Origin of the sequence: Methanobrevibacter sp., assembly GCF_045644645.1 — an archaeon.
Taxonomy (GTDB): domain Archaea; phylum Methanobacteriota; class Methanobacteria; order Methanobacteriales; family Methanobacteriaceae; genus Methanocatella.
The window spans coordinates 1-19569 of record NZ_JAZRHE010000087.1; the positions used below are offsets into that span (position 1 = coordinate 1).

Consider the following 19569-nt stretch of genomic DNA (forward strand, 5'->3'; position numbering starts at 1 on the left):
AAGACCATCAGGCAACACATCAGTGACCTTAACGCCGGTTGCATTATTCGGACCGTTATTCGCAATCACCAGTTTCCAAGTAATCTCATCAGTATAATTTGCCTTTGAAACATCAATAGACTTGTCAATGGCCAAATCACAGGAATTATTAACCTTTATTGTTTCGGAATCCTTGTTGTTTGACATGTTACGGTCAACTTCCTTGCCTTTAACTGAAACGTTATTCTGAATGGTTCCGGTTGCATTTACACGACAGAAAATGTTCAATGTAACCTCTTTATTAACTCCTAAAGTGCCAATATTCCAAATTCCTGTTCTGGAATTATAGTTTCCATCACTGGTAACTTCAATTAAACCTTCTGGTAAAACATCAGTTACTTTTACATTGTGAGCCACATCAGGACCGTTATTGCGAACAACAATAGTCCATTTGATTGAATCATGATATTTCGGATTAGAATTATTCACATCTTTTTCAACTTCCAAATCTATAGTTGCAGGAACAGTGATTTTTGCCTGATCATGATTATTGGATAAATCCACATCATACTCTTTAGCAGTCACATTTGCATTGTTAACTATATCACCGGTTTTATTTACTCTAGCGTAGATATTGACAATGATGCTTTCGCCAACACCCAAATCACCAATATTTAAAAGCCCAGTAACCGGATTGTATCTGCCTGAATCATCATCGATGTAAATCAATCCTTTTGGAAGCACATCAGTTACGTTAACGTTTGTTGCCCTATTTGGACCGTTATTAGTAATGTTTAATGTCCAAACGACAACATCATCATAGCTATATGTATCTGAAGCCGCAGCTTTTCTGACTTGACTATCAATTTTCGGAATAACATTGAAAGTTGTAGTATTGGATATCGCCTTGTAGTATGTGTCTTCAATATGCCTTGCGGTCACATAATATCTGCCCGGCTGCAAATCATTTAATTCATCTGAAACTGCACCAAGATAATCAGAATTTAAAGTTTGATTATATATTAATGTGCCGTCATCTTTTTTGACAGTCAATAATATCTCCATATTATATTCACGGTCATCCTGGTATAATCTGCCACTGTTTGTAGCACCACTAACCGGAGATTCGCCATCAATGGATAACTTAGAATAATCAGCAGCATTATAGATTGCATTGGATATTGCGAGATTGCTGTACTTTGCGATATTATTTCCACCATGGATAACTGATTTTAAACTTTCTGTTTCTCCGTAGTATATGTCATGCGCATAGACCGGAAGTAAATAAACCCATGCCTGGTTTTCAAATAATGTATTATTTTTTAAAATCAATCCGTTGCCATACTTATCATAATAAATAGCACTTCCGTTACGAGCCTTATTATAATAAAATTTTGAATTGGCAACATTGGCTTTGGTACTGTTGATGTAAATTGCACCGCCTAATCCGTCGTCCAATCTATCATTGTCCGGACGTGCTTCATTGCGAATAAACTGGGATTTGCTTACAATGGTGTTAGTGCCTTTAGTGTAAATTGCTCCGCCATCAACTTCTGCAACATTAGAGTCGAAATTTGAATTTGTTATCTTTACATCTAACGCTTCAATATTTAAAGCACCACCATATGTATCCGCATGGTTTTTGGTGAAATTGGAATCTATAATATCGATGTTTAATCCTGCTGCTTGAATGGCGCCTCCTTTTGGAGCATCATTCCCTTCAAAATAACAGTTATTTATCTCCATCTCCATGGTATTGTATAAAAATCCAGTAGAGACCGCACCGCCATAATCTGTTGCAGTGTTATTTATAAAAGTGCAATCTTGAAGTTTGCCTGAGGAGTGAAATGTCAAAGCTCCACCCTGGGAAGCATAGTTGTTTATAAAAATACATTCAATATATTCGACTCCATTACGGACACAGCCTGCACCTCCATGAGATTTTGCTTCAAGGCTGATGGCCCTGTTATTGATAAAGGTACATTTATAAACTAAAGCCTTATAATTCGGTTCTTCCAATCCGACCTGTACTGCCCCGCCAAAGACAGAGCCTTTAGCCTTAACCCAATTTGAGTCAAAGATACAATTTATCAATTTAGAATTGTTGCCGTAAAGACCTACCGCCCCGGCACAGGAAAAAGTTTCCAAATCATAGTAATAGCCGGAATTGTTTGTGAAATTACAGTTTTTGACCGTTACATTCTCTGCAATATACAGCTGATATCTTGATTCCAGCACACCGCCATGATTTGCATGGTTATTTTCAAAACAACAATTATCAACCACAACATCCTTTGCATTAATATATAATGCGGATCCCTCATCTTTTTCAGCATTGATGAATTTCAAATTTGATATTACACTACCTGCAGCGCTATTATCCACATGGAGAATGCCTGATACTCCTTCCCCATTTAAAGTAGCCGTAGACGTGGATGTGATTGTTAACCTTTTGGTGACATGGATTGTTGATTCTCGCCCATTTGACTTGTAATCTCCAACCAGTATTATTTTATCACCAGTGCTTGCACCATCAATCTTGTTCTGAATATCCTGAAATGTTCGTCCTTCAACAATATAATTCGCAGTTAGAATATTTCCATTATCCGTATCTACCTCCATAAGTTCATCTGTTTGAGAATTTTCTAGTTTATCTTCAATATTTAATTCCATACTTGATCCGTCGCTACTTTCATTTAAATCTGCGGCATAAGTATCCTCTAAATTCAGGCCAAATGCTACAAAAATTAAAGATATGAATAGCAGGGAAATTATGAAATTTTTGCTAATAGCTATCTTTTGAGTCTTATTCAACATTTAATCACCTTTTTGAGGACGATGATAACCACTATTAATTAACAAAAGCTATTAACTAGCAATTAAACTTTTTACTTCAGTTAAAACGTTAAAAAGAATATGATATCACTGTAAAATTTCAAAAACAATTTTTCAATCATTAGAGCTGACCATCGCATGGCCATCCAACACAAGATATTTTTTTCAAATACTTGCACAAATTTTAAAATTATCCCAATTTTACAAAGTAAAATAAACTTTCTTAAAATTTTGCTAAATTTAACTTAAAATAAAAGATAACCTCTTTTAAATCCTCAAAAAGATTATTAAACGCCAATATATTTAAATTTTTGCTAAAAAAGGACAGCAATTTCTTATTTAGAAATAATATTATGTTCGAATATTAAAATAATGAGTACAATTTAAAAAAATATTTTAGCGATAAAAAATAAAGTAAAAATAGATAAAAGTTAAGGTAAGAGATATGAAAAAACAAATTGCAATATTACTAATGGCATTATTAATAATTGCGCCGATAATTCAAGAGGTATCTGCAACTAAAACCGTTTTTATTACAACAGACAACATCATAAACCCCGAATTCGACACAAAATTAATAAATTCCATTAAAAATTATGTACAAGAGCTAAGCGGAGGAGAACTTCAAGCCGTTATAGACAATCAAGCCCCATCCCCCGGTGAGGGTCACAGAGCAATGACAGTGACCAGTGATGTAAGTGTAGCTTTGGCCGCGGCCGATGCAGGAAACTTCTTACAACTTGCCCAATCCAGTACAAATTCAAGTAAACAAATTATTTATGTAAATACTGGTGATTATGATTTAGATAACTCTTCAGATTTCCTTAGAAGAGCATGGGACGACAACTATACAAATGAAAGCTTCGCAGGTTTACGGGACCCTGGATCATTTCTAAAAAATGCCGGAATATACTATATTCAGCCTGCAAAAGAATTTCCAGACAAGTATCATGATGGTATTTTAAGCGACCAAGACGATAAAATGACAAAACAGATTGCTCAAGAAATTGTCGACGCCATCAATACCCATTCTAACGATACACGGATACTGAGCGACAAGCTTGTCTCAACCAATAAAATTTCACCAAAGGGCATGGCAAATGCATGTAAAGAACTAGTAAAAAGTAATGATACTGAATTTAAAGGACAATATGGGTCATATACTGCCCCACAATTACTATATCAAACCAGTGCATACCTTTCAGGCAGTGGAATTGATATTCCTAAGAAATATGATGAACCTGAAGATCCAATGGGCATTTCATTTATGGCAAGGGACACATATTCAGTTTATGATTATTTCCAAATGGGCGGGATGGTTAAAGAGTACATGGATGAGCATGGCCGCGCTCCGGATTCAATCGAATACGAAGGTGCGCACATCGGCTATTATGATTTATTATATAACTTTGCAAAAATAACTCAAAATCATACCGATGCCCATAACATGGACTTTGAAAGAGAATATCACTTTGACAAAGTAAATGACTCAATATTACTGCACATATTCCCATTTATATTAATATTATTCATATTATTCATTGCATATTTGGGATATAAGAGAATAAGGAGATTTTAAGAAAAATAATTTATAGAGGGAAATTTATGAAAAAATATATTGCGGAATTAGTAGGAACAATGGTTTTAGTCCTATTTGGATGTGGAAGTGCTGCCATAGCAGGTCCAGTTTTAGGCAATCTAGGTATTGCAATGGCATTCGGTTTATCTATTGTTGCTATGGCTTATGTTATCGGAGACATCTCCGGATGCCATATCAACCCTGCCGTTTCAATTGGAATGTGGATTGATGGGAGAATGGAAGCAAAAGACTTAATCCTGTACATTGTATTCCAATGTATCGGTGCGATTATAGGTATTGCATTGCTTGTTGCAATCATTAACTCTTCTGCATATCTCGGAGGATACCTTACAACCGGATTAGGTCAAAACGGATTTGGAATGGCATCAGCTGTTGGAATTAATGTTGTGGGTGCAATAATTACTGAAGTTATCTTAACTTTCGTATTTGTGTTCACTGTCCTTGGTGTCACCAAAAAAACAGAAAATTCAACCATTGCAGGCATTGTAATTGGTTTAACCTTGGCATTTGTACACATTATGGGAATTCCATTGACAGGCACTTCAGTCAATCCTGCACGTAGTTTAGCCCCTGCATTATTTATGGGCGGACAAGCCCTCCAACAAGTCTGGGTATTCATCCTGGCGCCAATTGTCGGTGCGGTCATTGCAGGTTTCTTATACAAAGTTTTAGCTTCAGAGGATGTTTAAATCCTCTAATCTTTTTTTATTTTTAAATCTTAATGCTTCCAATGTAAATGTAGCCGTCCAGTTTGTCAAAATCGCTTTTTATGTAAAATTCAAATTTTTCTTCATTAGCTACATACATGTGTGCAAGAGCGATACCGACATCAATCGGATTCCATTTCTTGACTATCTTTCTTTTCAGGACGTTTTGCCTTACCTGATAGACATCAAAAACCTCATCAGCATGTCTGAAATACCAGGGCTGCAGGTTTATGGCAGAGGGAGCAAGCTGTGCAGGCCTTAACCTTTCATCTTCAAAATCGCTGATCTTATCAAGACTCTTCCTTTTAAAGCTGGAAATTTCACGAGTCATTTCATTGGATTTGCCAAAAGCGATTAAGATTACTGGCTTTTTTCCTTTGACGGAATCCAATCCGTCCCAGCAGCTGCCTATTCCATGGCTTTGCAGAAACAGTGAAAGCTGCTGGAATACAAAACCGACATTCACTTTAGAAATTTCCTTTTTATCGCAGAACAATGCCAAATAATACGGGGCGGACCAGCGGTTCCTCACCTTAACTTCATCTTTTTCAAAAATCTCATAATGATATTTTAAATCATCATCTAATGGTTTTGCAGACTTCATGAAATCATGGATAATGTTCATGTCAATTTCATCATCAAGATATTTTCTACAGGATTTCCTGATATAGATTTGTTCTTCCAAACTCATTAAGATATAATTATTGCTCTCCTCCCTATTAAAATTTAAATAATATCGAAAGGATACATTATATATAAGGTGAATATATGAAAATTGTTGTTGCAATTGGAGGATCAATTTTATTAAAGGAATATGATTGTAAGAAATTCCAGGAGTATAGTGCTATCTTAAAAGATTTGGCAACTGAACACGAATTGTTTGTTGTAATCGGCGGGGGAAAACCTGCCCGGGAATATATCAGCGTAGTTCGTGATTTGGGTGCTGGAGAAGCACAATGTGATGACATTGGAATTGAAGTAACCCGAATAAATGCCAAATTAATGTTATCCGCACTTGGCGAGGTGGCTTATCAAAGAGTGCCTCACAACTTCCAGGAAGCCTTGGAATTTTCAGCCAGTGGAAAAATCATTGTCATGGGTGGAACAGAACCTGCACACAGTACTGATGCGGTTTCAGCCATTCTTGCTGAATATGTTAATGCCGATAAATTAATTAACTTGACTTCGGTTGATGGAATGTATACAAAAGATCCCAATAAGTTTGATGACGCCGAACTTGTCAGCGAAATCACAGCAACCGATTTGCTTGAATTCCTAAGTGGCAAAGATGTGAAAGCCGGAACATATGAATTCTTTGACACCACAGCAGTTCAGATGATTAAAAGGTCCAACCTGGAAACAGTCATTGCAAACGGTTTTGAGCCTGAAAACCTGATCAAAGCGGTTAACGGTGAAAAAATAGGCACAAGAATTATTAACGAATAAGGTGGTTAAGTGGATAATCTCATTGACATCGGTTTGAATCTAATGCACAAATCATTTAGAAAAGACAGGCGGGAAATTATTGACGAGGCCAAAAAAGTTGGAGTCAAACAATTCATCATCACAGGAACCAATGTCCATTCAAGCCATATTGCAGCAGAATATGCATCAAAATGTCCCAAAACTTTGTTTTCCACATCAGGAGTACATCCCCATGATGCAAAAACCTGCAACGGACATACAATCAATGAATTGGAAAAAATAGCTAAAAACAAAAGTGCTGTGGCCATCGGCGAATGCGGCCTTGACTACAACAGGAACTTTTCGCCGCAGGACCTGCAAAGAACATGGTTTGAAGCCCAAGTGGAATTGGCTGAAAGATTAGACATGCCCTTATTCCTGCATGAAAGGGAAGCGCACAAAGATTTATACAGCATACTCGAAAAATATGATGTCAGTGAGAAATCTGTTGTTCACTGCTTTACCGGGACAAAAAGCGAAGCCCAAAACTACATCGATTTGGGATGCTACATCGGCGTTACCGGATGGATCTGTGACATGAAAAGAGGAAGGGATTTGCAGGAAGCTGTAAGCGTGATTCCTCCTGAAAAGTTAATGATTGAAACAGATGCTCCGTTTCTAATACCGAAAAACTTTGATAAAAAACCGAAAAAGAACCGAAATGAACCAAAATATTTACCCCATATCCTCGAAACAATTGCACTCTGCATGGGTCTGGATGCAGAAGACCTTGCAGTTCAAGTTACCAAAAATACTAAAGAATTTTTTAAAATATAAGGAAGTGATAAAATGGCAGTAGACCCTCATAAACATTGCCCGATTTGCGGAACCCCAATACCTTTGGACGAACTTGTATGCTCACCAGATTGTCAAAAAGTCTGGGATGCTAGATTAAAACAAAGAAGAAAATCCCAAATAATATTATACATAGTTATTGCAATATTCATAGTAGTGTGGGCAGTATTGACATTTATGAAATAGTGATATGAATGATTTTAACATCCTCAAACACTCTTCAGAACAAAGAGATAATCGATTATAAGGGATTGGTCACCGGAGAATCATTAATCGGCTCCAACATATACAAGGACATTTTTTCCGGAGTTCGTGATGTTGTGGGCGGCAGAACTACCCAATATGAGATAGAATTAGAGAAAGCAAGGGATATCGCTTTGAAAAGCATGGAAGAAAAAGCTGAAAGCCTGGGTGCAAATGCAATCATTGGACTTAAGATTTCATATGACAACTTAGGTGGAACCATGGGCAATACCATCCTTGTAACCGCCTATGGCACCGCAATAAAATACGAATAAAATGAAAATTAAAGATAAAGAACTTGATTTGAAACATTTTGGAGAATCCCTGCTTTGCATCGGGTTAGGTACCGGAACCGGGATTATTGTATATGGCATTTTCCTATATTTCAATATTGCAATCTTCGGATGGAATTTGGGATTGATTTTTGCGCCTTTGGCCGCTGGGTATGTGGAAACGATAGCTGCCAATAGGATTCTTGGCAAAAACTTAGGTGCAATAAGTGCATTCATCCTTTTCATTTACACCACATATTACAGCTTTATTTTAAAAAATCCTACCTTGGGGGTGAACATAATTACCGCAGGATCAATTGTGGTTATCCTGCAATCAGCATTCCCAACGCTCATCAACTACCTCCTTTTGGTTATTCTTGGAGCATTACTCTCTAACTTAAAATGGGTTATTAAAAAATTTGGAAGCACATTGAAAAGCTTTATTACAAATACATTCAGATGGGAAACACCCCATGTTGAAGAAGATGAACCCACCCCATTTTTCGATGAGGATGAAAGCAATCGAAAGTTGAATTCCATGCAATTCTTCTATATGACAAGCACGGACATAACAACCAGAAATCACGACATCCTTGGCATGTATCAAAGCGAAGTGATTCTTGATAATAAAGAAATAATCAGTGTCAAACGTGATGAAATAGAAGATGCTCGCCTAATAAGTATTAAAAAAGGAAAAGATGAATGTTTAATCAAACTGGTTGAATTAATCAAATCACAAGGCGGAAATGGCGTTTTGGATTTGAATATACAATACGGATTAATCGGGCTGGGCGGAGACAATATCCACATAACCGCAAACGGAATGGGAATCAAAATTAATGAATGAAAAATTCATTCATTCAATTCCTTTAGTCTGTTTTTAAAATCATCATTTTTACTGCAATTACTGATAGCCTTCTTTAAAATATCCCTTTCACCATCAGCGTCTCCTTGCTTTTGATAAATATTTACCAATGCTTCATAAGCCTTTGAAGAATCCTGCAAAACAAGAAGCACCTCTTTATACAATTTTATAGCTTCATCCAAATTGCCCTCATTTTCCAAACCTTTGGCTTCCTGCATCAAATGAGCAATATTGTCAAATTTTCCTTTCCTTTTAGGTTTTATTTTACCTTCAACATTTTTTAGCTTATCAAAAATATCATTCGCTTCATCTGAATCAAAATTTTCGCCGACTTTTCTTTCACTCATCTTATCACCCTATGGTAGAATACCCAACATTTTTAATGCAATATATAATACTAAAATCGAAAATACTATCTTTAACTTCTTTTGAGGAATCTTATGAGCCACTTTAGCTCCAAGTGAGGCCAAAGGTACTGAAAAACAAGCAATCAACAAGAAATTAATTATGCTCACATATCCTATTGAATATGGAAATGTGCTCACTCCCCAACCGGACACAACATATGATAAAAATCCTCCAACTGCGGTCAGACAAATGAATACTGAAGATGTTCCAATAGCCTCTATCAATGAAAAACCAAGCAAAGCCGTTAAAATGGCTATTAGAAATATACCTCCTCCGACACCCAAAAGTCCTGATGAAAATCCAACCAAAAGACCTATGACTGCGGTTGTGAGTAGATTAAATGGTATTCTTGCTTCTTCCCTTTCTTTATTGATGTCAATGAAGTTTTTAACGGCAATGAATAACAACAAACATCCGAAAATTATTTCCAGAACCCTTGATGACAATCCTGAAGCCACAAAACCTCCAATTGCACCGCCGATTATTCCAAAAATGCCTAACCTAATTCCAGGTTTTAAAATATTGTCCATCGTGCGGGTATGCCTATAAGCACCGCTCATTGACGTTGGAATAATAATCGCCAGACTTGTTCCAAAGGATATGAGAATTGCAAGGTCCGGTTCCACTCCAATGTATTTTAACAGGAAATACTGGAGAGGCACTATCAGAAATCCTCCTCCCACACCCAAAAGTCCGGATGCGAAACCGGCACAAACACCAATTAATATTAAACCTATGAAATATTCTATCGGGAACATCATTACTAAAATATTATATGCTTATGATAAATATTACTTTGCCCTATGTGAATTTTTTATAAATGAAATGGGAAATTGTCATCCTTGATGAATAACAAGCAATTGAAAAATTTATTTATTACAATATAACCGTTCCAAACACATATGAATTTAAAAGTAACAGAATAATCTGTTACGCTTACCATTTTCTTATTTTTTAAGATAATGGTGGAAATCTCTTCCACAATCCCAACAATGAATTCCCACATCACTTCTTACGCTCATATTATAACTATGACAGTATGGACATTGATGTCCTTCTTTTCTATTTTTCGGTTCGTTAATCTTTCTCTTTCTTTCTCTTTCATCCCTTCTTCTTTCAGCTTGTATTTTTTCACTTTTTTTAAATCTTTGCGCTTCAAAATATTCGTCCTTTAAAACAGAAGGAACATCACTCTCATTCATTTTTTGTAAGGCCATTCTACGACAGATTTCATCATCATCATTTTTAGCAATATAAAGTAAAACTTTTTTATCACTTATTTTTGGAATAGCTTCCCTACGAACCATCCAATGATCATCATTCATAGCCAATTTAGCTAAAATTTTTTGATTGTTTGTTTTTTTGGCGGCTTCCCTTCTTACCAGCAAATCGTTACTTTTATGTTTTGGCTTCAATTTATCAAATAATCCCATTAAAATCACACGTCATTATTATAATTGAAGGTCTATCATCGGACATATATAAGTGGTTCTGTTTTATGCGTGAAAAAAATTTTTAAAAACCTTAATGGATTATATTTTTATAGGAATTTACTGAATAAACATCTAATTTTGTCTGGATGAACGATGGGACATATGTTAATTGGCCGTTTTGGGGGATGCAGTTAACTTTCACAAGTTTCTATTTTACTCTCAGTTAAATCAAACTAATCCAATTGATTAATATTCTATAACATCTTCTTTTCATTGAATATTTTTTATCTTTTATGTATTAACCATCACATATATATTATATTTTTGATAAAACTAATATCATCATTTAAAAAGGTGAATAAACATGAATTTCAAAAAAATTTTAACGCTTCCACTTATTGTATTTCTTGCAAAGGCAATTGTGGGAACTGTACAGGCAGAATCGAATGGAACTAAAACAACAATTAGAGGTGTTGATTTAAATATTCCTAATTAATGCTTTCTATCTTTTTAATCCAGAATTTTCATTACGTCCGGATTATAATGATAAGATATATAAATTATTCAGGTTATGAGCAGTTTTTAGCCAAACAGTAACAAGAGGTATTACATGATAGAAAAAATTACTAACAAATCATCAGATTCATACATTGCTGAAATGCCATTTCATGCTTATGAAGGAAATGAACCTTACATTTTTGTCAGCTATGCTCATGCAGATGCGCCTTTAGTATTTCCAGAGATAAAACGTCTTCATGATGCTGGATTAAATATCTGGTATGACCAAGGTATTGCTCCAGGAAATGAATGGACTGAAGAAATTGGAAAGGCTCTCGAAGGATGTTCTTTATTCATTGTTTTCATTTCAAAAAATTCCGCAAATTCAGTCAATGTTCGAAATGAAATTAATTATGCACTTCATGATAAAAAGCGTTTCCTTTCCATATATCTGGAGGATACTGAATTGCCATCAGGACTTAAATTAAGCATGGGCTCCCTGCAAGCCATTTTAAAATATAGCATGGATGAAAATGAGTATATATTCAGATTTAACAAAGCATTAAGACAAAATGGTTTTGACATTACATCAGATGGTCCAGTCAAGTACACTATTAAAAAAACACCACCAAAAAAATCTAAAAAACCTAGCAGCAGTAAATTGCCTTATGTTGCAATCGGAGTAATTGCGATTATAGCAATCGTGGCAATCGTGGCAATTTTCCTATCCCCTTCAGGGCTTTCACTACAATCGGATTCAGGTACGAAATTACAGATTACCGATGCTTATGTTGATGACGAGGGATGGTGTTTCATCTGGGGTGCTTTTGATCCGGTGCCAAAAAATATTGACAAGCTAACTTCTCAGATAGAGTATTACGATTCATCTGGAAAACTGATTGAGAACTTTACTGATAAACTTGGTTCAGAGGAGATTAGTGGAGCATATATGCTAAGTGGTAAAGATATAGGCAATAAGACTGTCAGCAAAGTTAAGGTTAGTATAACTGATTTTGATGATAAAGTAATATGTTCTGATGAATATAAACTTTAAATTGAGTGAAAACTCAATTTTTTCTATTTTTTTCTAGATTTTACCAATAACCATAATTGCCCGTTAAATTTTGGCCTTGTTTTAAGTTTTAGAATATATGCAATTTGAATCCGTCTAAACAAATTGAACGCAACACGATTGTTTAATACATGAAATTTTAAATAATCAAAAATAGGAATATTGCCATTAGAGCAAGTAAGCATACAATATTTCGATGACTATCGGAAACATAAACATCATTTATTTAAAGTATTAATGCTTAAATTATTGTTAATGAAAGTTAATAAAACTATCATAATTGGATTCATATTCATACTCCTTGCCGGAATAATGTTTGTAACCGACATATTTAATCCAATCATTAGACCAATAACCTACTTATTCCTAATGGGATCCTCCAAAGGAAAGGACATAATATTCTTTGGACTCCTAGGACTGTTTTTAATATTATCCCAATTGATTGATAAAGAAATTGATACCATAAAGTATCTGAAAATTTCAATTGTTCTTGGCGGAGTTTTATTAATTTTAGGAATTGTTCTTGAAATCATGTTCAGATTGCAGTTGGGAATTGGACTCAATACCGTTTTCTGTTCTATGACCAACGGCATGAGCTCCACAAGCATTCTGCATACCCACTTGCTAAAGGCCATTTTGGGCGGAGCATTAGTTAATTTGCTTGGACCATTTATCCAAAGTGGAATCAACACTGGTGTGGGCCTATATGCATATGTTCCAAGTTTCGGATTTTTAGTAATTTTGCTAATTCCAATATTATTTGCAACAATCGTTTTGGCATCACAAAAACGTCCATGGTTTACCAATTTCCTGCTCGCATTTTTTTCAAGCTGCCTTATAATCGGAATCATAGACGGCGGGATGTTTGCAACACCATCATATGTTGGAATATTTGGGCTTCTGCTAGTCCATAGAAACGGTTATTACCTGAATTACATCATCGGCCGAGTTTTAAAAGATGAAAATTTACTAAAACAAAACGAATTGATCCAGCCAGGTTATAGAAATCGGGGATTCGGCGAAATAAGATATCTATTTAACAGATTTTTAATCTGGTTTATTGTGATTGCATTCATATTGCTGCGCTTTACTGTTGCTTTTGCAGGTGCGCAACCTGATTATTATACAGTGGATGTTGTAAATCCAACCGACAATATCGATTTGGGAAATGTCAGCGCTAACGTCATTGACAATAACACCAGTTCAAATAAGACCACATACCATATTGACCCAAGCTACAATGAAATGAAGTTGATTAACGATTTAAAAGTCCCATTGAATAATTCGTGCGAATATTATACCATTACCTGGAATGCCTACTCCTATCTAGATGGATATTACGAATGAACTTCAAAAGACAAAGAATTGAAATTCAATAACGTAAAAATCAATATTTGATTATAGATTAAGAATAGATAATGGTTTATATTTTGAAATTAAATTTAAATTAATGAAAAAAATCTATTTAATCCTACCAATCCTTGCAGGAGTTATGTTTGGATCAAGCGGAATTTTCGTTCGCACATTAACTCAAAACGGAATTAACCAGACAACCCTTCTTTTCTTAAGGTTTTTGATAGCCATAATACCGATTCTGATAGCTATCTTACTAACTGACAAGGAATTGTTTAAAATAGACCTCTCAGACATCCCCCTGTTTTTTGCATGCTCAATATGCATCATAGGACTTAATTTATGCTATAACGAGTCAATGAATACGGTTCCCCTATCACTGGCAGCTGTGCTGTTGTCACTGGCACCAATTTTCGTTTTGATTTTTGCATACATCCTATTTGGAGAAAGGATTACCTCAAAGAAGCTGGTCTGCATGGTGATGGCAATTTTCGGATGTGTGCTGATGACCGGAGTCCTGGAGGACAATCTGACTTCAATACCAATATTAGGCATACTGTCAGGCATTGGAGCGGCATTCTTCTGGGCGGTATATCTGATGGCATCCAAAAAATCGATTGAAAGAGGTAATCACACCTATACAATCCTATTTTATTCAGTGATTTTCATTACAATCGCTCTGATTCCGTTTACCGACTTCGGCCGGATTTCAAGTTTTGTTTCAATCAATCCGACCTTATCAATACTATTTTTAATAGTCCACTCGACATTTTCATTTGCCCTTCCTTACATCCTATCGACTGTAAGCCTGAATTATATAGATTCGGGAATATCATCAATATTATTGTCAGGAGCCGAGCCTTTGGCCGCATTGATCTTTGGATTTTCAATATATTCAGAAATTCCGACAATCTTGATGCTTTGCGGGTTCATTCTTACAATAGTAGCAATGATGCTATTAAGCAAAAAAGAGGATAAGGTCTGATAGATTATACACGAAATTCATACGATTATCTGAAAATGACCAAAGTATTTATTAGTAACTTCTCATCAAAAGTAATATTAATTAGTTAAATGGAGGCAAAAAATATGGCAAATGCTATACTTGCAGCAATATTATCCTTTTTGATTCCAGGTTTAGGTCAAGCTTATGCCGGAGACATCAAAAAAGGAGCAATATTTTTCGTGATATGTATAATATTATGGATTGTTGCATCACTTATATTTAGACATTGGGTTGTTTGGCTAATAGACATACTTTACGCATTGTTTACAGCCTATGACGCATATCAAATGGCACAATAAGGTTAAAATATCATATTTTAACCAACTTTTTCTTTTTTTAATACAAATTTTCATAACATGCCTAGAGAGGTGCATTTCAAGTGTAAAGGCACCATATTATAAAATAAATACAATGAAGCTTATTTTAACCCAATTATTCAAATCAAAGAATTTTTATGCTTAAATCCCATAACATCAATTAAATATATTCACAAATTGAAAACATGAAAAAAATTTTGACTTACTGGGAAAAAAATTCCATACTGTAATAGACGGATTTTTTATCAAAACCAAAAATAGGATGTGACATAACCATTTTAAATTAATTGAAGACATTAAAGAATTATCTTGAAAAATAATGCCATAAAATATCACCAATTAACCGAAAAGCTATTTTTAAAAAACAATATTTTCAAGCCCAAAATGAGTTATCCTAGAAAAAAATTTCATTCAAGAAAATAATTAAAATCAAGTTAAACAGCAAAAAAAGCCTAAATTCACAAAAACTTATTACTTTAAAAATTAAATCTATTCATATGATTTTAAGCATTATCATACCTACCTACAATGAAGAGGAGTATCTTCCGATTCTTTTGGAAAGCATTAAAAAGCAGAGCTTCACCGATTATGAAGTCATCATAGCCGATGCCAACTCCACCGATAAAACCCTCGAAATAGCAGAGGAATATGGCTGCATTGTGGTTGATGGAGGCCTTCCGGCAGTGGGTAGGAACAACGGTGCCAAAATAGCTCAAGGGAAATATTTGATGTTCCTTGATTCTGATTTGGAGCTTACTGATGACTATCTGAGGGATGTCCTATATGAATTCAGAATGGAGCACCTCGGAATAGCAATTACTCAAATGCTTCCCCTTTCCAACAAGGTTGAAGACAAGCTATTCCATGATTTTGCAAATTACTTTATGATTGGCGTTGAAAAAATCAAGCCCCATGGTGCAGGCTGCTACGGAATAATTGCCAAAAAGGAACTTCATGATGCCTGCAACGGATTTGATGAATCATTAACATATGGTGAGGATACCGACTATATCGAAAGGTTGGCTAAAAAGGAAAACTTTAAAGTCCTGAGAAATGCCAAAATCGGAGTTTCAACCAGAAGGCTTGAAGAGGAAGGAATCACTACACTAATCAAGCAATACGGAAAAAGCACCGTTAATGATTTTTTAGGAAAAAGAACCAATGCCAATGAAATCGACTATAACTTTGACCACGGTCGTGAAAAGATTACTGAATCAAGTTTGTCACGATTGGAAAAAAATGTTGAAAGGATAAATAAGATTAAGGGAGGTTATGATGAATCCATTCAAAAAATCAATGAGGGCAGGGCAACCATAAAATCAAATAGGCGCAAACGGGACAAAAAAATCGTGTTCTACTGTGTTTGCGGAGAAGGTATGGGTCATGCCATAAGAACCGGAGTCATTGTCGACCGAATCAAAGACAAATATGATGTTTACCTCTTTTCAAGCGATAGGGCATATGAGTATCTGAACTCAAAATTCGACAACGTCTATGAAATCGGCGGATTCAATACCGTCTACATCAACAATAAGGTAAACAACCTGAAAACACTTTCCAATGCGCTGAAAAGAAATCCGACCAACATCAAGGTGGGATATGAAAACCTGTATAAAAAGGCAAGGCAGCTGCATCCGGACGTTATTGTAACCGATTTTGAAATCTATGCCACAATGCTTTCCAAAATCCGAGATATTCCCTTGATAAGCCTGGACAATATCCATATGATTACGCAAACAAAAATCGATTACCCTAAAGACCATTATATTGAAATGATTAAGGCAAAAGGCGTCATCAAGACATATGTGGTCAAGCCGAAAATCCACATTTTAACCAGCTTCTTTTATCCAAAAATAAGAGCAGGAAAGCATGCAGTGATTTATCCTCCAATCATACGTGAAGACATTCTGAAACTGACTCCTTCAAAAGAAGATCATATTATCGTTTATCAGACAAGCCGTGAAAGCGAAAAGTTAGTCCAAAAGCTCAAAGCTCTAAAAGGCGAGAAATTCATCGTGTATGGATTCAACAAGGATGAAGTTGACGGCAATCTGCATTACAAGAAATTCAATGAAGATGAATTCTACGAGGACATAGCCTCATCAAAAGCAGTAATATGCAACGGAGGATTTACATTCATTTCAGAAGCGATTCACCTCAAAAAACCGATCTATTCAGTTCCGGCCATCGGAAACTTTGAACAGACATTGAATGGATTTTACGTTCAGAAGTTAGGTTATGGCGAGTATCATGAAGTAATGAGTGCTCAAAGAGTATCAGACTTCCTAAAAAGGCTTCCAAAATATCAAAAAAAGCTTGATAAAGTCAAAAAGACCAATAATGATGGAATTGTTAATGAACTGATTTACAGAATCGAGAAATATTCAAAATTGAATTAATATCGAGGATAAATGGATTATCCCTAACCTTATTTTTTAAAAAAAAGTATAAAAAGTGCAACTATAAAGTTACACCCATCTCTAATTGTTCGGTTAATTCCTTGTACCTGTTACGGATTGTCACTTCGGTTACGCCCGCAATATCTGCAACATCCCTTTGTGTTTTTCTCTCACCAAGCAAAACAGATGCAATATATAATGCCGCTGCAGCCACACCTGTAGGGCCTCTTCCTGATGTTAAACCTTTCTCCATTGCTTTTTCAATGATTTCAATAGCTTTGGATTGTGCTTCACCGGAAAGCCCAAGTTCAGATGCGAATCTTGGAACGTAATCCACTGGAGAAGTCGGCGGTAATTTAATGTTTAACTCACGGGTTAAGAATCTGTAAGTCCTTCCCACTTCCTTTTTAGTGACTCTGGACACTTCGGCAATTTCATCTAGAGTACGCGGTACATTACAACGCCTGCATGCCGCATAAAGTGAAGCAGCTACCACTCCCTCAATACTCCTTCCTCTGATTAATTTATTGTCCACGGCACTTCTGTAAACTACAGATGCCGCTTCCCTTACAGACCTTGGAAGACCTAATCTTGAAGAGTCACGGTCAAGTTCGCTTAAAGCAAATGCCAAGTTTCTTTCAGTTGCACCAGAGATTCTGATTTTCCTTTGCCATTTTCTTAATCTGTACCATTGAGCACGGTTTCTGGCAGGAATATCACGACCGTAGATATCTTTGTTTCTCCAGTCAATCATGGTACTTAAACCTTTATCGTGAATTGTGTAAGTGATTGGAGCCCCAACTCTTGTACGTTTGTCTCTCTGTTCATGGTCGAATGCCCTCCATTCAGGACCCATGTCCACGAGATTTTCATCAATAACCAAACCACAACGAGCACATACTACCTCTGCTCTTTCATAATCACCGATTAATTCTTCGGAACCACATTCAGGACAAACTGTTTGTTTGTTATCATCAAAAACTTTGCCTTGTGCTTGTTCTCTTCTAGTTCTCCTACGTTTTCTAGCGGGAGTTTCTGTCATTTCTTGTGTCGTGCTTTCATCCTCCTTTTTTTAGGTTTTTTGGATTTTGGTTTTGATACAAATAGTTTTTCACCACAATTTTTTGCAATCATATCCCTATCTGCTGATTTGAATAAACGAATAGAGACGTATGGTTTTTTTGTTGGTCCAAAAACATAACTGACCTTCCCAATCTTATTTTTGTTACTGTCAAAAACAATTCCACCGGCAGTTGGTGTTTTGGAAGATCTAGCTATCAATTTGCCGGAATTTGCAATATGTAAACTATTTCCTAAAAATTTCATATAATCAAACTTAATATCAAATCTGTATCATTTATATATTAAAAAAAATTAGTATATAAATGTATCGGCAACATTTATATATAAATATCATTCTTTATTTAAATGTTTTTCTATTTTTATCCAAGCCCACTATTTCGGCCAAAGTGACGCCTGCACCCAACATATTCACAATATTTGATTCCTTTAACTTAACTGCCAATGCGGAAACCATTACCTTGGCAAACAACTCTTTAGGGATAATGACAATTCCACTTTCATCTCCAAAGAAAAAGTCTCCAGGATTTATTTTATTTCCTTCGACATCAATTGGTTGGTTTAATTGGCCTAGACCAAGTGCAAGGCCTGCATTTGGAACAAAGTTTGATGCGAAAACCGGATAATCCATATCCAGAAGAGCATCCAGATCACGGACGGATCCATATACGACAGTTGCCTTAATGCCGTTTTCCTTGGCACAAGTTGAAGCAAGCTCCCCCCAAATGGCCTTTTCATCACTGTCAACCTTGAAAAATAAAACATCCCCGGATGAAGCGGCATCGATTGCTATGGCTGAGGTTCCCCAATCATCACAACTTGTCTCGGCAGTGTAGATGCTTCCCCAAACCTTTTGATTATTGACTGGTTTAATTGATTTGATTGTACCTGAACGATGGGAAATACCATTATATGCATCTGAAAGCTGACAAGCAGAAATATTTTCAAGCAAAGACATTAGATTAATATGTTTTTCGTAATTATCACCCATGAATTTTAAATCATCAATTTTAACATCATCCAAATTTATATCTTCAACTTTAACCCTTTTGTCTAAATTTTTATTCTTATTCAAAATATCTTTCGGAGTTATACTCATTAGCTCACCATCAATCTTCTATACATAATAATTTATGAAAACATGATAAAATATTTTTTAGTTATGACACATTTTATATATTAGTTTTACTAAAACTATTAATTGTAGTATTGAAAGAAATACTTGATTATTATATGCTCATAA

General features: G+C 35.5%; 20 protein-coding genes and 1 pseudogene. 13 read left to right on the forward strand and 8 right to left on the reverse strand.

Annotated features, from left to right (window positions below; all coding sequences use genetic code 11):
- Positions 1 to 2796, reverse strand: a pseudogene (locus ACKI4K_RS04945) (hypothetical protein); the annotation flags it as partial.
- 463 nt (positions 2797 to 3259) lie between these two features.
- Between ACKI4K_RS04945 and ACKI4K_RS04950 the strand changes: the two are divergent.
- Positions 3260 to 4393, forward strand: coding sequence for an adhesin (locus ACKI4K_RS04950; RefSeq protein WP_407422867.1), 1134 nt, complete (start codon positions 3260 to 3262; stop codon positions 4391 to 4393).
- A 26-nt stretch (positions 4394 to 4419) separates the two neighbouring features.
- Positions 4420 to 5103 carry an MIP family channel protein gene (locus ACKI4K_RS04955; RefSeq protein ID WP_407422869.1) on the forward strand — a complete coding sequence of 228 codons (684 nt, stop codon included), beginning with the start codon at positions 4420 to 4422 and terminating at the stop codon, positions 5101 to 5103.
- A gap of 22 nt (positions 5104 to 5125) precedes the next feature.
- Here the strand turns inward: ACKI4K_RS04955 and ACKI4K_RS04960 are convergent, their stop codons facing one another.
- Entirely contained in the window at positions 5126 to 5812 is a 687-nt protein-coding gene (locus ACKI4K_RS04960; RefSeq protein ID WP_407422870.1) for a nitroreductase family protein, read from the reverse strand.
- 77 nt (positions 5813 to 5889) lie between these two features.
- Here ACKI4K_RS04960 and pyrH point away from each other — a divergent pair, with 77 nt between their 5' ends.
- The 5 genes from pyrH to ACKI4K_RS04985 are packed head-to-tail and all read left to right on the forward strand — an operon-like array spanning position 5890 to position 8742.
- A complete protein-coding gene (pyrH, locus tag ACKI4K_RS04965; protein WP_407422872.1) occupies positions 5890 to 6567 on the forward strand; it encodes a UMP kinase in 678 nt (225 codons plus the stop codon).
- A 9-nt stretch (positions 6568 to 6576) separates the two neighbouring features.
- Positions 6577 to 7362, forward strand: coding sequence for a TatD family hydrolase (locus ACKI4K_RS04970; protein WP_407422874.1), 786 nt, complete (start codon positions 6577 to 6579; stop codon positions 7360 to 7362).
- Between the two features lie 12 nt (positions 7363 to 7374).
- Positions 7375 to 7566: a DUF2116 family Zn-ribbon domain-containing protein gene (locus ACKI4K_RS04975; RefSeq protein WP_407422876.1), complete on the forward strand. Its 192-nt coding sequence runs from the start codon at positions 7375 to 7377 to the stop codon at positions 7564 to 7566.
- Between the two features lie 8 nt (positions 7567 to 7574).
- On the forward strand, positions 7575 to 7898 hold the full coding sequence (locus ACKI4K_RS04980) for a YbjQ family protein (RefSeq protein ID WP_407422878.1): 324 nt from the start codon (positions 7575 to 7577) through the stop codon (positions 7896 to 7898).
- A 1-nt stretch (position 7899) separates the two neighbouring features.
- The gene (locus ACKI4K_RS04985; protein ID WP_407422880.1) at positions 7900 to 8742 is read left to right on the forward strand and encodes a hypothetical protein; all 843 of its coding nucleotides are present in this window, start codon (positions 7900 to 7902) and stop codon (positions 8740 to 8742) included.
- A 5-nt stretch (positions 8743 to 8747) separates the two neighbouring features.
- On the opposite strand, the gene ACKI4K_RS04990 is transcribed toward ACKI4K_RS04985, so the two are convergent.
- The 3 genes from ACKI4K_RS04990 to ACKI4K_RS05000 all read right to left on the reverse strand — a co-directional run bounded on the left by ACKI4K_RS04990 (position 8748) and on the right by ACKI4K_RS05000 (position 10601).
- On the reverse strand, positions 8748 to 9107 hold the full coding sequence (locus ACKI4K_RS04990; protein ID WP_407422882.1) for a tetratricopeptide repeat protein: 360 nt from the start codon (positions 9105 to 9107) through the stop codon (positions 8748 to 8750).
- Positions 9108 to 9116: 9 nt separating this feature from the next.
- Complete coding sequence (locus ACKI4K_RS04995; RefSeq protein ID WP_407422884.1) at positions 9117 to 9929, reverse strand: sulfite exporter TauE/SafE family protein; 813 nt, start codon at positions 9927 to 9929, stop codon at positions 9117 to 9119.
- 186 nt (positions 9930 to 10115) lie between these two features.
- Complete coding sequence (locus tag ACKI4K_RS05000; RefSeq protein WP_407422886.1) at positions 10116 to 10601, reverse strand: HEAT repeat domain-containing protein; 486 nt, start codon at positions 10599 to 10601, stop codon at positions 10116 to 10118.
- Positions 10602 to 10965: 364 nt separating this feature from the next.
- Here ACKI4K_RS05000 and ACKI4K_RS05005 point away from each other — a divergent pair, with 364 nt between their 5' ends.
- From ACKI4K_RS05005 to ACKI4K_RS05030, 6 genes are all read left to right on the forward strand, one after another.
- Complete coding sequence (locus ACKI4K_RS05005) at positions 10966 to 11097, forward strand: hypothetical protein (RefSeq protein ID WP_407422888.1); 132 nt, start codon at positions 10966 to 10968, stop codon at positions 11095 to 11097.
- 114 nt (positions 11098 to 11211) lie between these two features.
- Entirely contained in the window at positions 11212 to 12153 is a 942-nt protein-coding gene (locus tag ACKI4K_RS05010; RefSeq protein ID WP_407422890.1) for a toll/interleukin-1 receptor domain-containing protein, read from the forward strand.
- Between the two features lie 273 nt (positions 12154 to 12426).
- A complete protein-coding gene (locus tag ACKI4K_RS05015) occupies positions 12427 to 13518 on the forward strand; it encodes a hypothetical protein (RefSeq protein WP_407422892.1) in 1092 nt (363 codons plus the stop codon).
- A 103-nt stretch (positions 13519 to 13621) separates the two neighbouring features.
- Positions 13622 to 14509: a DMT family transporter gene (locus tag ACKI4K_RS05020; RefSeq protein WP_407422894.1), complete on the forward strand. Its 888-nt coding sequence runs from the start codon at positions 13622 to 13624 to the stop codon at positions 14507 to 14509.
- Between the two features lie 104 nt (positions 14510 to 14613).
- The gene (locus ACKI4K_RS05025; RefSeq protein ID WP_407422896.1) at positions 14614 to 14829 is read left to right on the forward strand and encodes a DUF6677 family protein; all 216 of its coding nucleotides are present in this window, start codon (positions 14614 to 14616) and stop codon (positions 14827 to 14829) included.
- Between the two features lie 515 nt (positions 14830 to 15344).
- Positions 15345 to 17246, forward strand: coding sequence for an MJ1255/VC2487 family glycosyltransferase (locus tag ACKI4K_RS05030; RefSeq protein ID WP_407422898.1), 1902 nt, complete (start codon positions 15345 to 15347; stop codon positions 17244 to 17246).
- A gap of 61 nt (positions 17247 to 17307) precedes the next feature.
- Here ACKI4K_RS05030 and ACKI4K_RS05035 read toward each other — a convergent pair whose 3' ends face one another.
- The 3 genes from ACKI4K_RS05035 to ACKI4K_RS05045 all read right to left on the reverse strand — a co-directional run bounded on the left by ACKI4K_RS05035 (position 17308) and on the right by ACKI4K_RS05045 (position 19425).
- Entirely contained in the window at positions 17308 to 18288 is a 981-nt protein-coding gene (locus ACKI4K_RS05035; protein ID WP_407422900.1) for a transcription initiation factor IIB, read from the reverse strand.
- Positions 18285 to 18572, reverse strand: coding sequence for a Gar1/Naf1 family protein (locus ACKI4K_RS05040; RefSeq protein WP_407422902.1), 288 nt, complete (start codon positions 18570 to 18572; stop codon positions 18285 to 18287). The genes ACKI4K_RS05035 and ACKI4K_RS05040 overlap by 4 nt, the downstream gene beginning before the upstream one ends.
- 94 nt (positions 18573 to 18666) lie before the next feature.
- Positions 18667 to 19425: an RraA family protein gene (locus ACKI4K_RS05045; protein WP_407422904.1), complete on the reverse strand. Its 759-nt coding sequence runs from the start codon at positions 19423 to 19425 to the stop codon at positions 18667 to 18669.
- Between the last annotated feature and the right edge of the window lie 144 nt (positions 19426 to 19569).

Bases quoted from the DNA above. Each gene is read 5' to 3' on its own strand.
- ACKI4K_RS04950 (WP_407422867.1), top strand. From the start codon at position 3,260: ATGAAAAAACAAATTGCAATATTACTAATGGCATTATTAATAATTGCG.
- ACKI4K_RS04955 (WP_407422869.1), top strand. From the start codon at position 4,420: ATGAAAAAATATATTGCGGAATTAGTAGGAACAATGGTTTTAGTCCTA.
- ACKI4K_RS04960 (WP_407422870.1), bottom strand. From the start codon at position 5,812: ATGAGTTTGGAAGAACAAATCTATATCAGGAAATCCTGTAGAAAATAT.
- pyrH (WP_407422872.1), top strand. From the start codon at position 5,890: ATGAAAATTGTTGTTGCAATTGGAGGATCAATTTTATTAAAGGAATAT.
- ACKI4K_RS04975 (WP_407422876.1), top strand. From the start codon at position 7,375: ATGGCAGTAGACCCTCATAAACATTGCCCGATTTGCGGAACCCCAATA.
- ACKI4K_RS04980 (WP_407422878.1), top strand. From the start codon at position 7,575: ATGATTTTAACATCCTCAAACACTCTTCAGAACAAAGAGATAATCGAT.
- ACKI4K_RS04985 (WP_407422880.1), top strand. From the start codon at position 7,900: ATGAAAATTAAAGATAAAGAACTTGATTTGAAACATTTTGGAGAATCC.
- ACKI4K_RS04990 (WP_407422882.1), bottom strand. From the start codon at position 9,107: ATGAGTGAAAGAAAAGTCGGCGAAAATTTTGATTCAGATGAAGCGAAT.
- ACKI4K_RS04995 (WP_407422884.1), bottom strand. From the start codon at position 9,929: ATGATGTTCCCGATAGAATATTTCATAGGTTTAATATTAATTGGTGTT.
- ACKI4K_RS05000 (WP_407422886.1), bottom strand. From the start codon at position 10,601: ATGGGATTATTTGATAAATTGAAGCCAAAACATAAAAGTAACGATTTG.
- ACKI4K_RS05005 (WP_407422888.1), top strand. From the start codon at position 10,966: ATGAATTTCAAAAAAATTTTAACGCTTCCACTTATTGTATTTCTTGCA.
- ACKI4K_RS05010 (WP_407422890.1), top strand. From the start codon at position 11,212: ATGATAGAAAAAATTACTAACAAATCATCAGATTCATACATTGCTGAA.
- ACKI4K_RS05015 (WP_407422892.1), top strand. From the start codon at position 12,427: ATGAAAGTTAATAAAACTATCATAATTGGATTCATATTCATACTCCTT.
- ACKI4K_RS05020 (WP_407422894.1), top strand. From the start codon at position 13,622: ATGAAAAAAATCTATTTAATCCTACCAATCCTTGCAGGAGTTATGTTT.
- ACKI4K_RS05025 (WP_407422896.1), top strand. From the start codon at position 14,614: ATGGCAAATGCTATACTTGCAGCAATATTATCCTTTTTGATTCCAGGT.
- ACKI4K_RS05030 (WP_407422898.1), top strand. From the start codon at position 15,345: ATGATTTTAAGCATTATCATACCTACCTACAATGAAGAGGAGTATCTT.
- ACKI4K_RS05035 (WP_407422900.1), bottom strand. From the start codon at position 18,288: ATGACAGAAACTCCCGCTAGAAAACGTAGGAGAACTAGAAGAGAACAA.
- ACKI4K_RS05040 (WP_407422902.1), bottom strand. From the start codon at position 18,572: ATGAAATTTTTAGGAAATAGTTTACATATTGCAAATTCCGGCAAATTG.
- ACKI4K_RS05045 (WP_407422904.1), bottom strand. From the start codon at position 19,425: ATGAGTATAACTCCGAAAGATATTTTGAATAAGAATAAAAATTTAGAC.